The sequence below is a fragment of the [Clostridium] celerecrescens 18A genome (assembly GCF_002797975.1).
GTDB lineage: Bacteria > Bacillota > Clostridia > Lachnospirales > Lachnospiraceae > Lacrimispora > Lacrimispora celerecrescens.
In genome coordinates this window covers 46073-66473 of record NZ_PGET01000001.1, presented here as the reverse complement: position 1 = coordinate 66473, position 20401 = coordinate 46073, and the positions used below count along the sequence as shown (strand labels likewise).

24 protein-coding genes are annotated in these 20401 nt (G+C 46.4%); 5 read left to right on the top strand and 19 right to left on the bottom strand.

Translation table 11 applies throughout. The features are described from left to right. Positions 1-36: 36 nt before the first annotated feature. The 4 genes from H171_RS00355 to H171_RS00340 form a co-directional block, all read right to left on the bottom strand. Entirely contained in the window at positions 37-1362 is a 1326-nt protein-coding gene (locus H171_RS00355; protein WP_100303375.1) for a 6-phospho-alpha-glucosidase, read from the bottom strand. A 35-nt stretch (positions 1363-1397) separates the two neighbouring features. Next, positions 1398-2990, bottom strand: coding sequence for a PTS transporter subunit EIIC (locus H171_RS00350; RefSeq protein ID WP_100303374.1), 1593 nt, complete (start codon positions 2988-2990; stop codon positions 1398-1400). Positions 2991-3179: 189 nt separating this feature from the next. Then, positions 3180-3989 carry a MurR/RpiR family transcriptional regulator gene (locus H171_RS00345; RefSeq protein ID WP_330404129.1) on the bottom strand — a complete coding sequence of 270 codons (810 nt, stop codon included), beginning with the start codon at positions 3987-3989 and terminating at the stop codon, positions 3180-3182. Beyond that, complete coding sequence (locus H171_RS00340; RefSeq protein WP_100303372.1) at positions 3973-4278, bottom strand: hypothetical protein; 306 nt, start codon at positions 4276-4278, stop codon at positions 3973-3975. The genes H171_RS00345 and H171_RS00340 overlap by 17 nt, the downstream gene beginning before the upstream one ends. 173 nt (positions 4279-4451) lie before the next feature. On the opposite strand from H171_RS00340, the gene H171_RS00335 reads away from it, so the two are divergent. Both H171_RS00335 and H171_RS00330 read left to right on the top strand, forming a co-directional pair. Continuing rightward, complete coding sequence (locus H171_RS00335; protein WP_100303371.1) at positions 4452-5480, top strand: 3-deoxy-7-phosphoheptulonate synthase; 1029 nt, start codon at positions 4452-4454, stop codon at positions 5478-5480. Positions 5481-5755: 275 nt separating this feature from the next. Further along, positions 5756-6001, top strand: a complete 246-nt coding sequence (locus H171_RS00330) for an HPr family phosphocarrier protein (protein WP_100303370.1) — start codon at positions 5756-5758, stop codon at positions 5999-6001. A gap of 90 nt (positions 6002-6091) precedes the next feature. Here H171_RS00330 and H171_RS00325 read toward each other — a convergent pair whose 3' ends face one another. The 5 genes from H171_RS00325 to H171_RS00305 all read right to left on the bottom strand — a co-directional run bounded on the left by H171_RS00325 (position 6092) and on the right by H171_RS00305 (position 9740). Next, the gene (locus H171_RS00325; protein ID WP_100303369.1) at positions 6092-6925 is read right to left on the bottom strand and encodes an undecaprenyl-diphosphate phosphatase; all 834 of its coding nucleotides are present in this window, start codon (positions 6923-6925) and stop codon (positions 6092-6094) included. 18 nt (positions 6926-6943) lie between these two features. Next, entirely contained in the window at positions 6944-7618 is a 675-nt protein-coding gene (gene ung / locus H171_RS00320; RefSeq protein WP_100303368.1) for a uracil-DNA glycosylase, read from the bottom strand. 51 nt (positions 7619-7669) lie between these two features. Continuing rightward, positions 7670-8431: an imidazole glycerol phosphate synthase subunit HisF gene (hisF, locus tag H171_RS00315; protein WP_100303367.1), complete on the bottom strand. Its 762-nt coding sequence runs from the start codon at positions 8429-8431 to the stop codon at positions 7670-7672. An 11-nt stretch (positions 8432-8442) separates the two neighbouring features. Beyond that, complete coding sequence (gene hisH / locus H171_RS00310; RefSeq protein WP_100303366.1) at positions 8443-9051, bottom strand: imidazole glycerol phosphate synthase subunit HisH; 609 nt, start codon at positions 9049-9051, stop codon at positions 8443-8445. A gap of 71 nt (positions 9052-9122) precedes the next feature. Continuing rightward, on the bottom strand, positions 9123-9740 hold the full coding sequence (locus tag H171_RS00305; RefSeq protein ID WP_100303365.1) for an SIR2 family NAD-dependent protein deacylase: 618 nt from the start codon (positions 9738-9740) through the stop codon (positions 9123-9125). 153 nt (positions 9741-9893) lie between these two features. On the opposite strand from H171_RS00305, the gene H171_RS00300 reads away from it, so the two are divergent. Genes H171_RS00300 through H171_RS00290 form a run of 3 tightly spaced genes read left to right on the top strand, consistent with a single transcriptional unit; the run spans position 9894 to position 12063 of the window. Next, positions 9894-10319, top strand: a complete 426-nt coding sequence (locus H171_RS00300) for a DUF4430 domain-containing protein (protein WP_100303364.1) — start codon at positions 9894-9896, stop codon at positions 10317-10319. Between the two features lie 2 nt (positions 10320-10321). Beyond that, the gene (locus H171_RS00295) at positions 10322-10843 is read left to right on the top strand and encodes a hypothetical protein (RefSeq protein WP_100303363.1); all 522 of its coding nucleotides are present in this window, start codon (positions 10322-10324) and stop codon (positions 10841-10843) included. 14 nt (positions 10844-10857) lie between these two features. After that, a complete protein-coding gene (locus H171_RS00290; protein ID WP_100303362.1) occupies positions 10858-12063 on the top strand; it encodes a class I SAM-dependent rRNA methyltransferase in 1206 nt (401 codons plus the stop codon). A gap of 109 nt (positions 12064-12172) precedes the next feature. On the opposite strand, the gene H171_RS00285 is transcribed toward H171_RS00290, so the two are convergent. The 10 genes from H171_RS00285 to H171_RS00240 form a co-directional block, all read right to left on the bottom strand. Continuing rightward, positions 12173-13312 (bottom strand): aldo/keto reductase, encoded by a 1140-nt coding sequence (locus tag H171_RS00285; protein ID WP_100303361.1) that lies wholly within the window; start codon positions 13310-13312, stop codon positions 12173-12175. A gap of 284 nt (positions 13313-13596) precedes the next feature. Further along, complete coding sequence (locus tag H171_RS00280; RefSeq protein ID WP_100303360.1) at positions 13597-14469, bottom strand: hypothetical protein; 873 nt, start codon at positions 14467-14469, stop codon at positions 13597-13599. Positions 14470-14486: 17 nt separating this feature from the next. Next, a complete protein-coding gene (locus H171_RS00275) occupies positions 14487-15194 on the bottom strand; it encodes an ABC transporter ATP-binding protein (RefSeq protein ID WP_100303359.1) in 708 nt (235 codons plus the stop codon). Then, complete coding sequence (locus H171_RS00270; RefSeq protein ID WP_100303358.1) at positions 15191-15565, bottom strand: GntR family transcriptional regulator; 375 nt, start codon at positions 15563-15565, stop codon at positions 15191-15193. The genes H171_RS00275 and H171_RS00270 overlap by 4 nt, the downstream gene beginning before the upstream one ends. A 373-nt stretch (positions 15566-15938) precedes the next feature. Next, entirely contained in the window at positions 15939-16895 is a 957-nt protein-coding gene (locus tag H171_RS00265) for a polysaccharide deacetylase family protein (RefSeq protein WP_100303357.1), read from the bottom strand. Positions 16896-17040: 145 nt separating this feature from the next. Then, positions 17041-17757: a PHP domain-containing protein gene (locus H171_RS00260; RefSeq protein WP_100303356.1), complete on the bottom strand. Its 717-nt coding sequence runs from the start codon at positions 17755-17757 to the stop codon at positions 17041-17043. Beyond that, positions 17738-18088, bottom strand: a complete 351-nt coding sequence (locus H171_RS00255; protein ID WP_100303355.1) for a hypothetical protein — start codon at positions 18086-18088, stop codon at positions 17738-17740. Before H171_RS00255 ends, H171_RS00260 begins: the two co-directional genes overlap by 20 nt. Beyond that, positions 18066-19478: a [Fe-Fe] hydrogenase large subunit C-terminal domain-containing protein gene (locus H171_RS00250; protein WP_100307362.1), complete on the bottom strand. Its 1413-nt coding sequence runs from the start codon at positions 19476-19478 to the stop codon at positions 18066-18068. Before H171_RS00250 ends, H171_RS00255 begins: the two co-directional genes overlap by 23 nt. Positions 19479-19513: 35 nt before the next feature. Further along, entirely contained in the window at positions 19514-19936 is a 423-nt protein-coding gene (locus tag H171_RS00245) for an ATP-binding protein (RefSeq protein ID WP_054791100.1), read from the bottom strand. Further along, a complete protein-coding gene (locus H171_RS00240; RefSeq protein WP_025234794.1) occupies positions 19936-20283 on the bottom strand; it encodes a DRTGG domain-containing protein in 348 nt (115 codons plus the stop codon). The genes H171_RS00245 and H171_RS00240 overlap by 1 nt, the downstream gene beginning before the upstream one ends. Between the last annotated feature and the right edge of the window lie 118 nt (positions 20284-20401).

Here is a 20401-nt window from a genome sequence, read left to right as displayed (position 1 = left end):
GCTAAGAGCTTTTTTATTTATATATTTGCGAAAATCTTACTTCAATTCCGGCCAATATTTTTTATTGGCTACTATCAGATCATCTAAAATCTGTTTTGCAACAGAGGCGCTTGGTACTGTCTTTGATAAGGTCAGGGCCTGCCACAGCTTTAAATAGCTTCCTTCGGTCCAGGCCTCTACCACCAGACGTTCCACTGCGAGCTGCTCTTCCATCATGCCTTTTTCAAAGGTTGGAATGTTTCCCTGGCACAATGGCTCCGGTCCTTCATTACCTACCAGGCAAGGAACTTCTACCATGGCAGTAGGGTCAAAATTAGAGATAGCACCCTTATTTTCCACGATGCAGAGCATCTGCTCGCGGGTATTGAACCCAATCGCGCAGGCCAGATCCACTATAAAGGAAGCGTGATTGTCTATGGAGAACTCTCCGCCTTTTGCAGTCCCTGCCTGAATGATGGCTTTTGCGGCACTAAACACTTCTTTTTCTCTTCCCTCCATTACCTCATTGGCTCTGGTATGGTTGGGATCGGTGTGTTCCACCACATAATCCGGGTAAAGGTAGTATTTTAAATACGTATTGGGGAGAAAATCTGGTTCCAGCTTTAATAAATCTGCCGCCTTTTTATGGGTCAGCTGCCAGCTTTCATCCATATGCTGAGTCTCCACAGCCTTTTCTGTCAGATAACCGTTTTTAGACACATAATCCAAAAGCTGCGGCATCAGGTCTGTCCCATCCTTATCCTTTACGCTGGTCCACCAGCCAAAATGGTTCAGTCCAAAATATTTCACATCCATATCTTTAGGATCCCTGCCTACAATGTATCCCATACGTCTCTTGGTTCCCACCGGCATGTCGCAGATATTTAATACCTTGGAATTAGGCTTTAATACACGGCAGGCCTCCGCCACGATAGAAGCAGGATTAGAGTAATTAAGCATCCAGCAGTCCGGAGAATATTTTTCCATAAAATCAATTAACTCCATCATACCGCCAATGCTTCTCATCCCATATGCGATTCCACCGGGACCGCAGGTCTCCTGTCCTACCACATGGTATTTCATTGGAATCTTTTCATCCAGCTCCCGCATGGCATATTTGCCCACCCGGATATGAGCCATGCAGAAATCCACATCAGTAAAGGCTTCCTTAGGATCCGTTGTATAGGAAAACTCCACCTCCGGTGCTATTTCCTTCATTACGATGCCTATGGCCTTTGCCAGGGTTTCCTGGCGCTCTCCGTCATTGTCGTAAAGCTTTAAAGAACGTATGGGAAAACGATGCAGGTTATCCATCAGCATCATTACAATGCCTGGCGTGTAAGTACTCCCGCCTCCTGCGATTACGATTGAGAATTTTTTCACTTTATTTTACCTCCTTGCTATGTCTGGTTTATCAGTTAGTTACTCTCGCCATTTCCCAGCTCCTCATCAACAGCTCTTCTTACGGCAGTTACCTTTAAACCATAGATTACCTGAACGTTATTGCCCTTTTTCACCACACCATTGGCTCCGGTGCCGTTTTTCAATACATCCTCCAGTACCAGGTCCGGATCTGTAAGGATCAGGCGAAGACGGGTGAAGCAGTTATCTACTTTTTCAATATTGCCTGCACCGCCCAGGGCTTTTATAATCAGTGGGGCATCCACATCATCGGCGTCTTTTCCCTCTTTTTCAGAAGCCACCTTTTCCTTATACTCCGCCTTCGTATGAAGCTTCATTTCCATTCCTTCTGTTTCCCGCCCCAGAGTCTTTAAATTCAGCTTTGTAATGAGAAGGCGGAATATGGCATAATAGACTACAAAAAATATAAGGCCTGTGACGATGTACATGGGCCATCCGGTTTTATGAATTCCCAAAGGCACATTGAAAAGCAGAAAATCCAGGAAGCCGTTGGGACCGATGGCACGTACATTCAATATATTAAGAACCACCATGCTGAGTCCGCTTAAACCCGCATGAACAATAAACAGGACCGGAGCCACGAACATAAAGGAAAATTCAATTGGTTCTGTAACACCTGCGATGAAAGAAGTAAATGCAGCAGGAATCAGAATGGCTTTTATCTTATTGCGGTTTTCCGGTCTGGCCGTATGATACATGGCAAGACAGGCACCCATAAGGCCGAACATCTTGGAAATACCTCTTGCATCCCATATCACTGACCGGGACAGTACCTGAATGGAAGGGTCTGCGATTTCTGCATAATAAATATTCCTTGCACCTTCAAACACCTGTCCCCCAATGGTTTCAATGCCTCCAAGAGAGGTATATAAAAACGGGGTATAGACCAGATGGTGAAGGCCTGTTGGTATTAAAAGTCGTTCCAGAGCACCGTACATAAAGATCCCGAAGTTTCCGGAACGATTAATGAACCCTCCAAGGCTGGTGATTCCCATCTGGACAAAGGGCCATACATAAGTAAGGAGCACAGCCAGTAAAACGGTCACTGGAATCAATACGATGAATACAAACCTGGAACCTCCGTAAATCTGGAACGCGTTTTGAAATTCTGTTTCACAAAACCGGTTATGGACCATAGCCGTTACGATTCCCAGAATAATTCCCAGGAACACGCCCATGTCCAGGATCTGTACGCCCAGCACCATGGCCTGACCCGTTCCCCTTAAAGATTCCCCTGTAAACAGGATCCCTGTCAGAGTCATGAATTTGTTCATGGCGTTAATGAATACCAGAAATCCCAAAAGGCCGGTAAAACCAGCCTCATATTTCTTCTTATTGGCAAGGCCCGCCGCAAGTCCCACACAGAAGATCAGTCCCAGGTTATTCAGGATCGAAACCAGGGAACCAGACAAAATGGTGCCAAAGCCCTTTGTCACCGGATTGTCCATAAAGGGCAGAAGCTCCAGCAATTTTGCATTGGTAAATAAGTTTCCCACAGCGATTAAAATACCTGCGATGGGCAGGATCAAAACCGGGATGAACATTGCTTTTGAAAAGCGCTGCAGCTGATCCATCACTTTATCTTTCATTCTCTTTTCCTCCAACTATCAATAAATGGTTTTCTGTTTTTCATTTCACGTGAAATTCATATCCGTATTATAGCCGCCGTCTCCCCCTTTTGTATATACTTTGGGAAAGAATAGGAACCTGTTATTCCAAGTGGTAACAGGTTTCAAAAAAAAACCGGATGCCGCTATTTTAAACGTCATCCGGAACCTTTATTCTTCTTTTTTATCCATATTTTGAAGCACCTTATGATATTCGTAGATTAAAAGCTCCATCAGCATGAATACATTGGGGAAAAATGTGTTTGCCATCATATTTCTGTCGTCCAGCTTATTGCTGTCCTCTATGCGAAACTGCATATCTGTTATGGAACTGACCCGGTTCTCCGCTTCATTGGTAAATGACACGGTAAAAATGCCGTTCTCTCTGGCAGTCTTTACCCGGTCCGCTACCCAGTCCGTTTCTCCTGACCTGGAAACTACAATGAGCATTTTCATATTCTCCAGATTGTTCTCAAAAACACCGATGGAATCCATTCCATTGGAATAAATGCATTTTATCCCAAGGACAAGAAGCTTTTTTGTTAAATATTCCACAGGAATAGCAGAAAAGCCCGTTGCGTACAAAAATACGTAACCTTCATCCAGATGGCCCAGCCGTCTGGCAAATGCCCGGATGTCTTCATAGGAATTATACTTTAAAAGAGAGTTGGAGCAAAAGCTGTTGATAAACTGCATTCCGGCGTCCTCATTGTCCCTGGCCCGGTTCACAAGCGGCAACAGCTTGTAATACATGTCCACAAACCCGCTGTAGCCCAGCTTTTTTGTCAGGCGCATAATGGTTGAGGTGGAGGTGTAATTTTCCTTTGCAACTCCCCTCACCCCCATTTTAAGCATGGAATCCATGTGTTCAATGATATAACGGAGAACACTGTCCTCCACCTCAGTCAGGTTCTTTCCCGCTGTCAGTTTGCTTAAATCCACCATTCCTGCTATCCTTCTTTCCTCATTCTCGTGTCTCATCCATTATAAAATCTTCATACCCCTGAATCATGGGATAAGGGGCACTGCCCTTTAAGGCCGCAGTTATGGTTCCCTTCACATAGGTGCTGAACCCCTGGCGGCGAAAATCTTCCTTGTTCTTATTTTTTATCAGCCGGCCGCCTCTGCCCACTTCACCGATGTAATTCCCATTTTGGTCGTAGATTTCTTTTCCATAGAATTTCCCAAGAATCCTTCCGTCACAGGCGGCCAGGTAATTCCTCTGCCTTACTCCGATATAATTTCCCTGCCAGTTCCAGTATCGTTCCATTGAAATCCATCCTTCCTCTATTCATTCTCTGCAATCATACACCATTTTTCTTCAAAAAGAAACACTTTAGGGAGGCACATTGCTAAATTTTCAATGAATGCTGGATTTTTCACGGGTTCTGTTATATAATCAACAGAAAAAACACAGATTAATCACATACACAGGAGGATGCCATGGGATTTCAATACGTAAACAATCTGCCAAGCCCGGAAGAGATCAAGGAACGCTTTCCACTTCCAGCAGAATTTAAAGCCCTTAAAATAGAACGCGATCAAGCCATCAGCGATGTACTCACAGGAAAAAGCGATAAATTCCTTGTTATTATCGGCCCTTGCTCCGCTGACAATGAGGAGTCTGTTTCTGATTATGTGAACCGGCTTGTAAAGGTACAGGAAAAGACAAAAGACCGTCTGATCCTCATCCCAAGAATCTATACCAATAAACCCAGAACCACTGGAGAAGGATACAAGGGAATGCTTCACCAGCCTGATCCGGAAAAAAAGCCGGACATGCACGAAGGTCTCATAGCCATCCGCAGGATGCACATGAATGTGTTCCTTGAAACCGGTTTATCCACAGCCGATGAGATGTTATATCCGGAAAACCTGGGATATCTTGATGATATTATGTCTTACATTGCCATTGGTGCCCGTTCCGTGGAAAACCAGCAGCACCGTCTGACTTCCAGTGCCTGTGATGTTGCCGTAGGCATGAAGAATCCTACCAGCGGAGACATGTCTGTTATGCTTAACTCCGTAGTTGCCGCACAGCAGGCCCATGATTTCACTTACAGAGGTTGGGAAGTGAGGAGCAAGGGCAATCCATTGGCCCACACCATCCTTAGAGGTGCGGTCAACAAGCACGGCCAGTGCATCCCCAACTACCATTTTGAAGATTTATTTCTTCTTCATGAGATGTACAGCCGCCGCAATCTCCAGAACCCGGCCTGCATCGTGGACACCAACCACTCCAATTCCAACAAGAAATATAAGGAACAGTTCCGTATTTCCAAGGAAGTCCTGCACAGCAGAAGGCATTCCCCGGAAATCCGTTCCTTAATAAAAGGCCTGATGATTGAAAGCTACATTGAGCCAGGCAGCCAGAAAGTCGGAGAAGGCATTTACGGAAAATCCATCACCGATCCCTGTCTGGGATGGGAAGATTCCGAGCGTCTGATCTATGAAATCGCTGAAAATGCATAAATAGTATTATAACTCAAGTCATGCCAGAGGTACTTATAACTGTCTCTGGCATGTTTCTTTTTACTGATTACTATGCATATTCTCCGTTTATTATTAGTAATTAACCTGTTTTTTGACTATTCTTCAATTTTCTCTTGTTTTTCTAACAAGAGATGATAAAATAAAATCAGAGTCATTTATATGACTCTTCATCCTGTTGATATCTCTATACCCCCCTATGTTGTTGGCACGTTCATGCCGGGTTTATCCGGCTATCAGGAAAAGGAGGTATGGGTATGCGGACCATTGAAGTCGATATCCAGCTGCGTTACACCCCCATTCCCCTCGCGCTTTTAATCAACACCGCTAATGCCTTTGACTGTGATATCTATATTGACTACGGTTTAACAAAGGTGAATGTCAAGGACTACGACGAGATGAAAAAAGGGCTTAACACGCAGAACCGGAACTTACAATTTAATTTCGACGGCATTGATGAACTGGCCGCCGAAGGACGGATCGAGATGCTGTTTCAACCATAATCCGTCAGAAAGGAACCTTTATGAATTATCATAAAAACGAGAGTTGATATCAGTATAACGCTGACCATCAACTCTCGTTTCTCTATTTCCTTAACCAAGGAAAGCCGTTATGGTAAAATACAAAAGCACCACTGCTCCCAATACGATTCTGTAATATCCGAAAAATTTAAAATCATGCTGTCTGATATATCCCATTAAGAACTTAATCGAATAAACAGAAACCACAAAAGCCACCACCATGCCTAAAATCAGATAGAAGATCTGAGATCCGGTAAAATTTAATCCATATTTCACAACCTTTAAAAAGCTGGCTCCGAACATCACCGGAATTCCCAGGAAAAAGGAAAATTCTGCGGAAGCCGCCCGGGAACATCCCAGGATCATGGCGCCGAGAATGGTGGCACCGGAACGTGAGGTACCCGGAATCAGGGCAAGAAGCTGAAACAGTCCGATCCAAAGAGCTGTCTGGTATGAGATATCTCCCACCTTCTGAACTTCAAAACTCCGGTACTGGTTTCTGTTCTCAATGATAATAAACAACACACCATAGAGGATCAGGGTCGCTGCAACTACATAGCCGTTCATCAGATACTCATCAAGAATATCATCCACCAGGAACCCGATCACTGCTGCGGGAATACAGGCTAAGATGATCTTTGACCATAGAACCAGAGTCGCCTGCTTCTGTGCCGGTTTTTTCCTGGCGGAAAAGGGGTTAAGCTTGTCAAAATACAAAACCAGCACCGCCAGAATCGCTCCCAGCTGAATGACGACCAAAAACATATTTTTAAATGCACTCGGCTGATTTAAATGTATAATCTCATCCACCAGGATCATGTGGCCCGTACTGCTTATGGGAAGCCACTCCGTAAAGCCCTCCACTATTCCAAGAACAATTACTTTTAAAATCTCAATGATATTCATTCCTTTTCCCCTGTCCTTTTATATATTTTCAATCTGCCAGTCAATAGGCTCCAACCCATTTTCCTTTAAATAAGCATTGGTTTTGCTAAAGTGTTTACAGCCAAAGAATCCTCTGTAAGCGGAAAGAGGGCTGGGATGAGGCGCCTCCAGAATGAGGTGCCTGGGGTTTGTTAACATGACCTTCTTATTCTGGGCCGGGCGTCCCCACAAAAGGAATACCATGGGCCGGTCCTGTTTATTTAAAATCTTAATGGCAGCATCTGTAAAGGTCTCCCAGCCGATCCCCTGGTGGGAGTTGGCTGCATGGGCACGCACCGTAAGCACCGTATTAAGGAGCATGACCCCCTGATCTGCCCACTTTTTTAAATATCCGTTATTTGGAACCTCACAGCCAAGATCTTCCCTCAGCTCCTGATAAATATTTACAAGGGACGGAGGAATATCCACATCAGGTTTTACGGAAAAACAAAGCCCGTGGGCCTGCCCATTATTATGATAAGGATCCTGACCTAAAATCACTACCTTGGCATTGGAAAGAGGCGTAAACTGAAACGCGTTAAAAATGTCGTTTGGGTCAGGAAAGACCTGGGTCATCTCATATTCATGCTTCACTTTCTGATAAAGTTCCCTGTAATATGGCTTTTTAAACTCTTCGCTTAAGGGTTCCAGCCAGTCGTTCTCAATTGCTCCCATTCTTTCTCCTTTGCATGTTTCGGGAAAACCCCATTTGTATTAAAATAATCCTTAAATCCTCACTGGTACTCCCATGACTTCCAAATACCGTTTTAATTCCATGATCTCCAGCTCCTTGTAATGGAACAAGGATGCCGCTAAAGCCGCATCAGCCTTTCCTTCCGTCAGAGCGTGATGGAAATGCTCCATCGTGCCTGCACCACCTGAAGCGATCACCGGCACGGAAACATGCTCTGCTATGATGCGGTTTAACTCATCATCATATCCTGCTTTCGTTCCGTCGCAGTCCATGCTGGTAAGGAGGATCTCCCCTGCTCCAAGGCTGTCTGCCTTCATGGCCCATTCTACCGCATCCAGTCCCGTATCGATCCGGCCGCCGTTCTTATATACGTTCCAGCCGCTTCCATCCTTCCGCCTTCTGGCATCAATGGCAACCACCACACATTGGCGTCCGAATTTGCCAGCTGCGTCGAAGATCAGCTGAGGGGTATTGATGGCTGAGGAATTAATGGATATCTTATCCGCTCCTTCTCTTAAAAGCATTCTAAAATCCTCCACCGTGCGGATCCCACCGCCAACTGTAAAGGGGATAAATACCTTTTCCGCCACCCGGCGCACCATATCCACCACCGTATTCCGGTGATCAGAGGACGCGGTGATATCAAGAAATACCAGTTCATCGGCACCAGCCCTGTCATAAGCTGCTGCAATCTCCACCGGGTCCCCGGCATCCTTTAAATTCACGAAATTAACACCCTTTACTACTCTTCCGTCCATCACATCCAGGCATGGAATGATCCTCTTCGTAAGCATCCTGTACCTCCTTAAGTCAATTCAATGAAATTTTTCAGAATGTTCAAGCCAGTATCACTGCTCTTCTCCGGATGGAACTGGCAGGCAAATAAATTTTCATGTTCCACCGATGCCCCGAACTTTATTCCATAGATTGCAGATGCGGCCACATCGGATTCCCGTTCCGCTTCTAAATAATATGAATGGACAAAATACACATATGCCCCGGAATCTATTCCTTTAAAAAGTCTTGTACCAGGCTTTATATCCAGACGGTTCCAGCCCATATGAGGGACTTTAAGCCCCGGTGTCTCCGGAAATTTCACGATCTTACCTGGAAGCAGGGAAAGTCCTCTGACCCCTTCGCATTCTCCGCTGCTTTCAAAGAAAAGCTGAAGTCCCAGGCATATCCCGAGAAAAGGCGTTCCTTTTGAAACCACCTGATGGATCACATCCACCAGCTCATACTGATGAAGCTTTTCCATCGCATCGCCAAAAGAACCAACACCCGGAAGAATCACCTTGTCCGCAGAAAGGAGGATCTCCTTTTCCCGGCTAACCACCGGCTTTTCCCCCAATGCGGTCAGTGCTTTCTCCACACTCTTTAAGTTTCCAGCATCGTAGTCGATTATCGCAATCATGGCCGTCACCTCTTTACGTCTTTTTTCAACATTTTAACACAGTAACGTGTAATGTACAACGCAAAATAAGCCTATAATTTCCGAAAGAATTCCGTAGAACTTTCTAAAACAGCATCTGCCTTTCCCTTTACAGTTTCCGGCAGTTGTGCCAACGTTTCATGAATCCGGTACATATGGGCCTTTTTATTTATGGACACCGTCTTCTCAAACGGCCAGCGGATGACCGTAGGTGTCTTAAACCCTACCCCCAGTTCCAAAACCAGCAGCTTTTTATTAAGGGTCCCTGCCAGCCACGCGGTGTAAGCCCTCCACTGGGGAAGATACCCCTCTTCTATGTAATCTTCAGCCTCTATGGTATTGCCCGTAAGAGGTGCCCCGCAATGAGGACAGACATCCTTTGGGATCTCTCCCGGTTCCCAGATATCCTTTGTACAGGTTTTGGAGCATTGCCTCCATGTCACGTTTCCGCAGGGTGCTACCATCCGGCTCTTATCCAGGGGAGAATTAAATATCTCACCATCGGTCACTGTAGTTACAAGAAAGAAATCCTTGTCCTTTATGAGATCATTCATTTTCTCATAAAGGTTTCCCATATCCGGAATTCCCTCTGTTATCCATTCCTCTCCGATTCCGATCAAAAGCTTTTCACAAGCTGCTATTTTTTTTAAAATCTGTTCATTCACAGTCATCTAACCACCTTCTTTTTCAAACAATACCCATTTATTATACATCAAAGGGTATTTTAAGAAAAGAAGGAAATTCTGTTCTTGCGGCGTGCCATGAATATATGCTATACTAATCCATGCATTTAGTCAAATAATGAAAAAGGAAGTCAGCAGATCATGAATAAGTTTAAGAGGCTTTCTCCCTTTTTGGGAGGCTGCGCCGCCATCGCGGTCCTGGCACTGCTTTTAGTCGTATATACCCTGACAAAACCGGTTCCCATGGCGGGGCCAAAAAGTATTTCCATTGATGTGGTATATGAAAACGGAGTAAATGACCACTACCAGATCACTACAGAAGCGCAGTTTCTGTTAGAAGCGCTTAAATCTATACCGGATTTTCAAATCGAAGGAACCACTTCTGAAGAATTTGGCCTCATGGTCAATACAATTAACGGAAAGCGGGCAGACTACCAAAAGGACGGCGCTTACTGGGCTCTTCTCTGCGACGGGGAAACTTGTACCTACGGAGTGAGCCAGCAGGCCATCAAGGATGGGGAGCGCTATACCTTTCAATACACACTGTCCTCTGAGGAAACAAAATAATCATGAAAAACCATCCCCTGTTTACCACCAGGGAGCTTGTATTAGACGCACTGCTTTCAGCCCTTTTATTTGTCAGCCAGGTAAGCTTGTCCTGGCTTCCCAACGTAGAACTGGTATCCCTGCTTCTAATTTTATACACCCTCGTATTCCGCAAACACGTATGGCTCATCCTATACGTGTTTGTTATATTGGAAGGGTTGGTCTATGGCTTCGGCCTCTGGTGGTTTTCCTATCTTTATGTGTGGCCCATTCTTCCGGCCGCCGTATTTTTGATTTATAAAAACAATATGCCAGGAACTTTTGGCATATCCCTGCTTTCCGGAATCTTTGGAATGCTGTTTGGATTCTTCTGTGCCGGGTTCTACTTAATTTCCGGAGGTCCTGGCGCAGCTCTTACCTGGTGGGCGGCAGGAATTCCATACGATATCGTCCATGGAACAGGCAATTTTTTTCTGTCCCTCATTTTATTCCGGCCGTTATACCGGCTGCTCACCTCATTAAAACGGGGTCAATCTCATCAATAAAGGAGTGTATGCTTATGGAATCAGCAACCGTAAGATTAAAAAAAGGAGAAGGCCGCTCATTAAAAGCCGGCGGTCCTTGGATCTATGACAATGAAATCGATACCATCACCGGGGATTATACCAACGGTGATATCGTATCCGTGGAAGACTTTGACGGCTATTTCCTGGGTCGTGGCTTTATCAATACCAATTCCAAGCTCACCATCCGAATCATGTCCCGGAAAAAAGGCAATGAAGTGAATGAAAGCTTTCTGGAAATGCGGGTCCGCAACGCCTGGGAATACCGCAAAGCCACTGTGGATACCTCCAGCTGCCGTCTCATCTTCGGAGAGGCAGACTTCCTTCCCGGCATTGTAGTAGACAAGTTTGAGGATATCCTTGTGGTGGAATCCCTTGCCCTTGGCATTGACCGGCTAAAGCCTGTAATTCTGGAAAAGCTGAAAAAGGTTCTGGAAGAGGAGGGCATTAAAATCCGCGGCATTTATGAACGAAGCGACGCCAAGGTCCGCCTCCAGGAAGGCATGGAACGCTATAAGGGCTTTATCGGTCCTTCCTTTGACACTAAGGTGGAGATCTCGGAAAACGGGGTTAAATACCAGGTCGATGTCCAGGATGGGCAGAAAACCGGCTTTTTCCTTGACCAAAAATACAACCGCCTTGCCATTCAGCGCTTATGTAAGGACAAGCGGGTCTTAGACTGCTTTACCCATACCGGCTCCTTTGCCTTAAATGCCGGTATTGCCGGAGCAAGGGAAGTTCTTGGGGTGGATGCCTCTGAACTTGGCATCGCACAGGCAAAAGAAAATGCCGCATTAAACGGCTTATCTGACCGGGTAGCCTTTCAGTGCGCCGATGTTTTTGAACTCCTTCCCCAACTGGAGAAAAACGGAGAAACCTTCGATGTGGTCATCCTGGACCCTCCTGCCTTCACCAAATCCAGGAACTCCGTGAAAAACGCAGTAAAAGGCTACCGGGAGATCAATCTCCGCGGTATGAAGCTGGTAAAAGACGGCGGCTATTTAGCCACCTGCTCCTGTTCCCATTTCATGACCCCCGAGCTTTTCACAAAGACCATCCGGGAGGCGGCCGCAAATGTCCACAAACGCCTCCGTCAGGTAGAATACCGGACTCAGGCTGCAGATCATCCGATCTTGTGGGCGGGAGATGAAACCTCCTATTACTTAAAATTTTACATTTTTCAGGTTTGTGACGAGAAATAAGATTAAGGGTCAATCGGATATCCGCAATCCGCGACCCTGCTTGATGAAGTAAAAGAGGGTGCCCAAAAAGTAATTTGGGGCACCCTCTTTTACTCACTCATTCCCTCCTTCAGCCAAGCAGTGAATCAGCTTCTATCATATTTTTAATGATCGGTACCCCAAAAGGACAACGGCTTTCGCAGCTGCCGCAGGCAATACACTCATCACCGCCATGAGACAGGCTTTGATAATGAGAACGTATGGATGGTGGGATTGCTTCTTTATCCAGCCGTGCGATGTCCAAGTATTTGTTGACAGCGGCAATATCTATTTCAGAGGGACATGGCTGGCAATGTCCGCAGTACACGCAGTTTCCATCAAAAGCACTATGCACTTCGTTATAAATCCATGTGTAATCCTTATCAGAGTCAGATGCCGAAAGATAACTCATGGTGTCCTTCATCTCAGCCCTGGTTTTACAGCCTGTCAGGACACTGGCAACCGCTGGCCTTGAGAGTGCATAATGGACGCACTGCTGCGAAGTCATCGGCCTGCTGTAAGGCGTATGTTCCGGCGAAAGCAGTTTGCCGCCGCCAAAGGTTTTCATCACAGTAATACCAACTTGTTTTTGCGTACACAGCTTATATAATTCCGCACGTTTGGGATCAATTCCGTTATAGGCCCCTGCCTGGAAGCCATTATCAAGACAATCAAAAATACTCGCTTTCGATGATAGCATATCAAATGCAGGATTAATGCTGAACATCATCATCTCCGGCACTCCTGTCTCAATGACCTTCATTGCAGTTTCAGGGTTATGGGAGCTAAAACCAATGTGCCGGATGTCCCCTTGTTGTTTTAGACGCTCCACATATGTAATAAAATCTGTCTCGAAAACATTTTTATAGTCCTGCTCCGAATCAATAAAAAACATCATGCCAAAATCTATGTAGCCGAAGACCCGCATCAGTTCTTCAAAATACTGCTTGACCACAGGCATATCCCGGCTGATATCGTACTGCATATTTACATTCGTGGAACCGATATGCCCCTGTAACATCACCTGATCCCGCTTACTGCCCAGTGCTTTTGCGATGTTTTCACGCACTTCCGTGCCGGGCATAAAAACATCCATGAGATTAACTCCATACTCAAGTGCGGCATCAATCGTCTCCTTCACCTGCTCGTATGGCTTGCCGTCAAGGTGTTCGCAGCCAAGGCCAATAATACTTGCATGCTTGCCGGTTTTTCCGACCTCTCTGTATTCCATCTTATTCCCTCCTGAATATATCTTTTAACTTTTTCCCCGTAATTTATCCGCCTTCTCCTATGTCTTTAACTGCCAGTTCCGGTCCGGACAGCAGCTTTTTAGTGGCAGGATCTTCCATTATTTCTTCCGTTTGCCCTATTATAACTGTTATAACAGCACTTGTAAACAGAGAAGTCAAGATATGGCCTGGTATTCCAATTTAAAAAAATACCTCACAATTAATTAATCTATCATCAATTGCGAGGCATCATTTTTTGATTAGTTTATAAGCCTTGTTTTATACTTTATTCCAGATTTAGACGCTTGGACAGGATACGTTCCGTGCCGAAGAAGAATATCGCAAGCTGAATTGCGTTGTAAATAACCGAACCGATGAAGGTTAAATGCATGATCATGGAAATCCCCTGTGTATCGGGCATCGTTTCGATCATACGGAAGAACGATTGAAAGGACGGTACATTACCCAGAATGATCATTGCAAGGCCGTTGATAAAGCTAAAGAGCATGGATATTGCAATAAAGGCGACAACGGACATCATCACACGGTTTTTGCTGGCCAGATGGCCAAGTGCCATAGAAAAGTACATGTGGTAAAGCTGGACCAGTCCGCTGACGATGACCAGAATAATCACCTCAAACACCAGCAGCGGCCAGGACGAAACATGAGCAATCGCGCGGCTGATGGCACTCCATAACTGGGGATCCGTAATTGCTGTAAAAACCTTGGCAGTACCTGCAGTACCTAGCACCAGAATAAAAATGGAAGCAAAAGCCACCAGGGAACTGGCCAGCGACATCACAAATGCCACCAAACCCTTTGCCGCGATCAGCTGCCAGGGCTTCACCGGCAGGGTAAACATCAAATAACCTTCATCGCACAGAAGGCCCTTATAAAACCGCTGGATAACAACAATCAGCGTCAGGACACTCATCGCAACGAGAACACCGAAATAGGCGATGATGGAGAGCGTCTGGATCAGGCTGAGAAGGCCGCGGCCAAAGCTTAAGCCAGACATCAGGCCGTTATAATAGCCATTGGCCAGCGAGCCCAAACCCATAAATGCATTGAGAATGGATATGGCGATAATCGCCAGGTAAATAGGCACAAGCGTGCGCCCAATGGATTTAAATTCGTATTTGCAAAGTTTGCCAAACATCTTTTTTCCTCCTTATTCTAGCTGCTATACGCGAATATTTCGCGGAACAGCTGATCGACTGACTTGCCTTCCTGCTCACGGATGTTATCCACGGTATCATGGCGGACAACCTTGCCGTTTTGCAGGAAAATGGCCTCATCCAACACGCGCTCGATATCAGAAATAAGATGTGTGGACAACATGACCGTGCCATTTTCGTTATAGTTGGTCAGAATCGTGTTTAAGATAAAGTCACGTGCTGCCGGGTCAACCCCGCCGATCGGTTCATCAAGCAGATAAAGCTGCGCCTTACGGCTCATAATAAGCGCAAGCTGCACCTTTTCTTTGGTACCCTTTGACATTGTTTTAAGCCGGTCCTTCGGCTGAATGCCAAGAGCCGAGAACATCTCCATTGCCTTTGTGCGGTCAAAATCCACATAAAAGTCGGCAAAGAAGTCTGTCAAGTCGCAGGCCTTCATCCAATCGGCAAAGTACATGCGGTCTGGCAGGTAAGAGATGACTGATTTGGTTTCTACGCCGGGCGCATTGCTGTTTACCTCCAGCGTACCGGAGGTGGGCTGCAAGAGTCCGCATAAAAGCTTAATAAAGGTGGTCTTGCCTGAGCCGTTTGGACCTAGAAGACCTACGATGCGGCCCCGGCCTACCGTTAAATCAATATGGTCAAGCGCGGGCTTTGTTCCATAATTCTTAGTCAGGCCACGCGCAGTGATAAGTTCCTGATTCATACATGTTCCTCCTTTTTATCCCACGCGGCTAGCAGCTCGCGGATTTGTTCATCGGTGTAGCCCAGGGCACGCATGGACGCAAGAAATTCATCCATCCGCGCATAGGCAAGCTCGTTCCGCACGTTGTGGATGAGTGACAGATCCTCAGTAACGATCCGTCCGGCTGTGCGGCGGGTTTCTACTAAACCCCTGCTTTCCAGCTCCGCCAGTGCACGCTGCATTGTATTCGGGTTTACCCCCGCCTCATTGGCCAGCGCGCGTACAGTGGGCACAGCCGAGCCAGGTGCATATAAGCCGGACACGATGCGCAAAGTGAGCTGTTCGAAAAGTTGTATCCAGATCGGCCGGTCATCGGTCAGTTTCCAGATCATAATACTGCCTCCTTTTGTATTGCTGTATCATTTTATTGTAATATTAAGGATTATTGTACCATTGTATTGTTGTACTAATGCCTTAATACAAGAATACAATTATTCTGTGTATTTGTCAATAGGCATTTTTAAATTATTGTTTTTCAAACTATTGCCAAAACTTGTTTCTCCCATACTCCCTTCTTCATCTGGCTGATACCTGGTGGATTCAGGAATGGGCAATGGGATGTTCGCAATCCGCTTTGCTACTTGATGAGGTTAAATTTAGCGTGATGATGGCAGTCAGCCCAATAAAAAAGTTTGAGCCCCCCAACAATGGGTGGCTCAAACACTTTTCGTATCTTAATTTAATTCTATACACTTTCTTCATCCTTTATGGATAAAAATGAAAATAAACTCCGCCCGGGGCAGTTCCTCCCCTGAGTGCAGCCATCTCACTTACCGTAACCAGCTGGTAGCCTGCCTCTGTAAGTCTGGGGATCATTTCAATGGCTGCTGCTCCGGTCTGGGAATAAAGCTCATGCATCAGAACGATGTCCCCATCCCGTACCTGGCTCATTACCGCATTTACCGTTTTACCGGTATTTCGCGTCTTCCAGTCCCTTGTATCAATACTCCACATAATCACGGGTGCTTGTACATTTGCAAGGACCGTACTGTTTTTTGCTCCTCCCGGCGGTCTTACCAGAGACGGTCTGACGCCGCAGGCAGCTTGTACCGCATCATTGCATTGGTTTATCTGGCTTTGGATCTGGGAACCGCTTAACTTGGTAAGATTTTTGTGCTCATTGGTGTGATTGCCGATTTCATGTCCTTCCGCAACCATGCGCTGCAGTTCTGCCCCATAAACAGAAACACGGCTTCCCACCACGAAAAACGTGGCTTTTCCGCCGTACTGTGCCAGACAATCCATAATTTGATTACCCACGGGTGCAAACGGTCCGTCATCAAAGGTCAGAGCCACCATTGGCCTTGAAGGGTCTATCTGGCGTCCTGCGGCTGCCTGTTCCTGGCTCTCCTGTGAACCGGCCTCCTGCTGCCCTTCTGCTGCAGTCCCGGCATTTAAGTCCTGGCCCTCCGCACTGCTCTGGCTCTCACCGGCTTCGTCCTCCGTATGCTTTCCCGGTTGTTCTGAAATATTACCATTCCCGTCTACCCACCTGGCCACACCTGGTCCCAGGTTTTCATCTATCCAGTCATTCCGTACTTCCGATGCCTCCTGGCCCGATGCCGTTTCATCCGCCATGGAAGGAAACGGTGTTGCTGGTACGAACGCTGTCACAAGTGCCACAGTCATCAGACCGAAGCCCAATTGTAATAGTTTTTTCATGTTACATCTCTCCTTTCCCCTTTTTTGCCCGTGCTTTCCGGGCAAACAGGTATACTACCTGCAGGGTGTTTTCCTGTTACTAACCACTACTATACAGGAAATAGGAGGAAATTGGAAGAAAATTTCCAAACTTAAATAAAAAGTCCTAGTGGTGCAGAAGCGCACGGACCACAGCAGCCATGCTTTTTTCCTCTGCTTCAATCGTTAACCTTGGCTCATGAATGTCCTCCAGATAATGTGCATCGGAATTGCTGATGATCCGGCAGCCCTCCAGATAAGGGTTCTTTTTTCTTAGCTCATGAAGCCTTGTAAGGTCCTTTACCTCCGCCGTTTTAAACTGACTGTCAGGAGGCACAAAGCCTAAATTTGAGAGCAGGCTGTTGGCAGACTTATCGATATGAGCCGGGAACATGACGCCTCCATAGGACCGGACCAGGCCCCACAACTGGTCAAAAGAAATGTCCACGCTGTTAATGAGAAGATTTGGCACTGTTCCGCTTAGGACATCTTCCTTATTATATATCTGCTGCTTTCCAAATATTTCCTCATTATTTGGAAATGCCAACAACCGTTCATACACATACTCATCAAACTCCATAGCCTTATCAAGATGGTCAAACAGGCATACTGCATGTACCTCCTCCGATGTACAGACTTCCATTCCCGGCAAAGCAACGATCCCATATTCCTTTGCAAAATGTAACACAGCCGGACAATTTTTACAGGAATTGTGATCCGTCACCGCAATCACGTCAAGCCCTTTTAAGGCAGCCATCCCCACAATATTTGCCGGTGTCATATCATCATCCCCGCACGGTGATAAGCAGGAATGGATGTGAAGGTCATAAGTTAAGTTCATCATGAGGCAGCCTTTGATAGATCAGCAGGGCGGCCTCAAAGATAGGCAGCTCTGTTTTCAAAACCGTGATCTCCTGGTCTGCCGCCTTTTTCACAGCCGCTTCGTCAAGAGCAGTTCCCTCTGCCATAACAACGCAGGCAGCGTCGGCAAGTGAGGCTACCGCAAGAGTGTTTACATTTCCCATCACCGTTACCCATGCGCACCCCTCTGCCGCTCTTCCCATTGCAATACTCAATAAATCACAGCAAAACGGCTTTTTAATTTCACGGTCAAGCTCTTCTCCAACATTAATTATTTCAAATAAATTGCTGTCAATCAGTTCCCTTACTGTCATTACGCTTCCTCCCTTCTTTTCTGTCAAGCTGAGTCATTTCATCAGAAATTCTTTCGATATATTTTGTCATGACCTTGAATTTCTCATAGCTGTCTCTGTCGCCTTCCACGATATCAGACGCCAGTCTGGAAACTTCCTCCGCCAGCTTATGCACATTGTCCCTGAGGAAATAAACGCAGTCCGATTCCACCGCTTCTCCACGCACAATATCCTCGGCCAGGGCCTTGCAGGTAGGCGCACCGCAGGAACCGCAGTCTAAGCCGGGAAGCTTCTTTAAAAGCCGCTCTACCTGATTAAGCCTTGCAAAGCTTTCCATCATGGTTTCGCCCAAATTAAACACCGGCTCATAATGAACCTCCTTCGTCCATTTTACCAGTTCTTCGGCTCCTGCCTGCATATGGCTCCTTGCTACAGGCATGTACTTACGAAGCCGTTTCAGTTTTACCTCCGCTACATATGGATTTTCTACCGTGAGCACACCGCCCACACAGCCGCCGTTGCAGGCGCTGAGCTCCACAAATTTCAGGTTCGTAAATTTCTGGTCTTCCATATCCTCCAGAACCCTTATGACATTTTCAATGCCATCTGCTGCCAGGTAATCCTCGGTAAACAAGCCGCTCGCCTCTCCTCCGCTGCGCCCCCAGCTGACTCCGATCTTACCTGAAGTCCCAATTTCAGGCGGATCATCTCCCACCGCTTTCATACAGGATAAAAGCCGGGGATACAAATCCTTTATTGCAAGCACCTTATCCACTTCACTGTGTTCCGTTCCCAGAGGCGATTTCACATAGGTCACCTTGGACGGACAGGGGGAGATGAATATGATCCCGATCTTATCTCTATCAAGTCCGGTTTTTTCCATTGCCTTTTGGGCGGCAAGGATGGCTGCCACCTCCACCGGAGGATTTAATGGCAGAAGGTTTGGGATTAAGTTCGGGAACTTGACCCTTATAAGTCGCACCACGGAAGGGCAGGCGGTGCTGATGGCCGGAAGTTTGTCCGGATTTTCACTTAAATATTCCCTGGTAGCCTCGCTTACCAGCTCCGCTGCCGCGCTTACTTCAAATACATCATCAAACCCCATCATAAGAAGAGCATTTAAGACAATATTCACATCATCCAGATTGTTAAACTGGCTGTACAGGGATGGCGGCGGCAATGCTACCGTATATTCATATTGTTTCAAAACCTCCATCTTGTCATATGTGGCATGTTTTGCATGATGAGGGCATACCCGGATGCACTCCCCGCAGTCAATGCAGAATTTACTGTTGATCTGTGCCTTACCGTTTCTCACCCTGATGGCCTGAGTAGGGCACCGTTTGATACAATTGATACACCCCATGCAAAGCTCTTCATCAAGCCTTACTGAATGATAAAATTTATCCACCTTATTCCCCCATTTCCACATGATCGCCCAGCTTCTTATATATTCACCATCATACGAATGGTCGTTCCTTTTCCTATTACCGTATCGATCTCCATCTCATCCGAATACTTTTTCATATTCGGAAGCCCCATTCCTGCTCCAAAGCCCAGGGAACGCACTGCATCCGGCGCAGTGGAATATCCCGCCTGCATGGCCAGACCGACATCTGGTATTCCCGGACCCACATCAGCCAGGATCATCTCGATCCTGTCCGTAGTTATGTTAACGGTTATCTCTCCCCCCTGCGCGTGGATCACCATATTGATCTCCCCTTCATACATGGCAATGGCCACCTTGCGCACCGCTTCCGGGGTGACCCCCATCTTTTTCAGCTTGCTCTTCACATCACTGCTGGCTTCCCCTGCTCTTGTAAAATCATCAGGTGAAATCCTGTAGTGAAACGTTATCATATCCGTCATCAGATCGCACCTCCGTGAAGTCCTGCCTCATAAAGCAGGCCGCAGGCCGAGAACATTCGATGCCCGGTGGACAGGATAATGATTCCCCGCTCCTCTGCCATCAAAAGCATGGACTCATCCGGTTTTTTGCCTCTGACAAATACGATACAGACTATATCAAGCATCTCCGCCGTACGGATTACCTGGGGGTTGCAAAGTCCCGTAAGAAGGACCGAGTGATCCTTGGAGAACGCCAGCACATCGCTCATCATATCAGAACCGCAGGCACTCTTTACCTCCTCATCCAGGTGGTCCTCTCCTGCAAGCACCTTGGCACCCAGTTTATCTCTTACATCTCTTACTGTCATATTGATGCTCCCCTTTCCTTCTTCCTGCCAGCTTTTGGGCAACTTGATTCGCACTATTCATACAATTCGTATCATTATTAACTATTATAACATAAATAGGGCGCCAGGTATAGAAAGA

What these genes read in the sequence shown, in the direction of transcription:
- H171_RS00350 (WP_100303374.1), bottom strand. Translation starts at nt 2,990, where the DNA reads ATGAAAGATAAAGTGATGGATCAGCTGCAGCGCTTTTCAAAAGCAATG.
- H171_RS00345 (WP_330404129.1), bottom strand. Translation starts at nt 3,989, where the DNA reads ATGAGACACGAGAATGAGGAAAGAAGGATAGCAGGAATGGTGGATTTA.
- H171_RS00340 (WP_100303372.1), bottom strand. Translation starts at nt 4,278, where the DNA reads ATGGAACGATACTGGAACTGGCAGGGAAATTATATCGGAGTAAGGCAG.
- H171_RS00335 (WP_100303371.1), top strand. Translation starts at nt 4,452, where the DNA reads ATGGGATTTCAATACGTAAACAATCTGCCAAGCCCGGAAGAGATCAAG.
- H171_RS00330 (WP_100303370.1), top strand. Translation starts at nt 5,756, where the DNA reads ATGCGGACCATTGAAGTCGATATCCAGCTGCGTTACACCCCCATTCCC.
- H171_RS00325 (WP_100303369.1), bottom strand. Translation starts at nt 6,925, where the DNA reads ATGAATATCATTGAGATTTTAAAAGTAATTGTTCTTGGAATAGTGGAG.
- ung (WP_100303368.1), bottom strand. Translation starts at nt 7,618, where the DNA reads ATGGGAGCAATTGAGAACGACTGGCTGGAACCCTTAAGCGAAGAGTTT.
- hisF (WP_100303367.1), bottom strand. Translation starts at nt 8,431, where the DNA reads ATGCTTACGAAGAGGATCATTCCATGCCTGGATGTGATGGACGGAAGA.
- hisH (WP_100303366.1), bottom strand. Translation starts at nt 9,051, where the DNA reads ATGATTGCGATAATCGACTACGATGCTGGAAACTTAAAGAGTGTGGAG.
- H171_RS00305 (WP_100303365.1), bottom strand. Translation starts at nt 9,740, where the DNA reads ATGACTGTGAATGAACAGATTTTAAAAAAAATAGCAGCTTGTGAAAAG.
- H171_RS00300 (WP_100303364.1), top strand. Translation starts at nt 9,894, where the DNA reads ATGAATAAGTTTAAGAGGCTTTCTCCCTTTTTGGGAGGCTGCGCCGCC.
- H171_RS00295 (WP_100303363.1), top strand. Translation starts at nt 10,322, where the DNA reads ATGAAAAACCATCCCCTGTTTACCACCAGGGAGCTTGTATTAGACGCA.
- H171_RS00290 (WP_100303362.1), top strand. Translation starts at nt 10,858, where the DNA reads ATGGAATCAGCAACCGTAAGATTAAAAAAAGGAGAAGGCCGCTCATTA.
- H171_RS00285 (WP_100303361.1), bottom strand. Translation starts at nt 13,312, where the DNA reads ATGGAATACAGAGAGGTCGGAAAAACCGGCAAGCATGCAAGTATTATT.
- H171_RS00280 (WP_100303360.1), bottom strand. Translation starts at nt 14,469, where the DNA reads ATGTTTGGCAAACTTTGCAAATACGAATTTAAATCCATTGGGCGCACG.
- H171_RS00275 (WP_100303359.1), bottom strand. Translation starts at nt 15,194, where the DNA reads ATGAATCAGGAACTTATCACTGCGCGTGGCCTGACTAAGAATTATGGA.
- H171_RS00270 (WP_100303358.1), bottom strand. Translation starts at nt 15,565, where the DNA reads ATGATCTGGAAACTGACCGATGACCGGCCGATCTGGATACAACTTTTC.
- H171_RS00265 (WP_100303357.1), bottom strand. Translation starts at nt 16,895, where the DNA reads ATGAAAAAACTATTACAATTGGGCTTCGGTCTGATGACTGTGGCACTT.
- H171_RS00260 (WP_100303356.1), bottom strand. Translation starts at nt 17,757, where the DNA reads ATGATGAACTTAACTTATGACCTTCACATCCATTCCTGCTTATCACCG.
- H171_RS00255 (WP_100303355.1), bottom strand. Translation starts at nt 18,088, where the DNA reads ATGACAGTAAGGGAACTGATTGACAGCAATTTATTTGAAATAATTAAT.
- H171_RS00245 (WP_054791100.1), bottom strand. Translation starts at nt 19,936, where the DNA reads ATGACGGATATGATAACGTTTCACTACAGGATTTCACCTGATGATTTT.
- H171_RS00240 (WP_025234794.1), bottom strand. Translation starts at nt 20,283, where the DNA reads ATGACAGTAAGAGATGTAAGAGATAAACTGGGTGCCAAGGTGCTTGCA.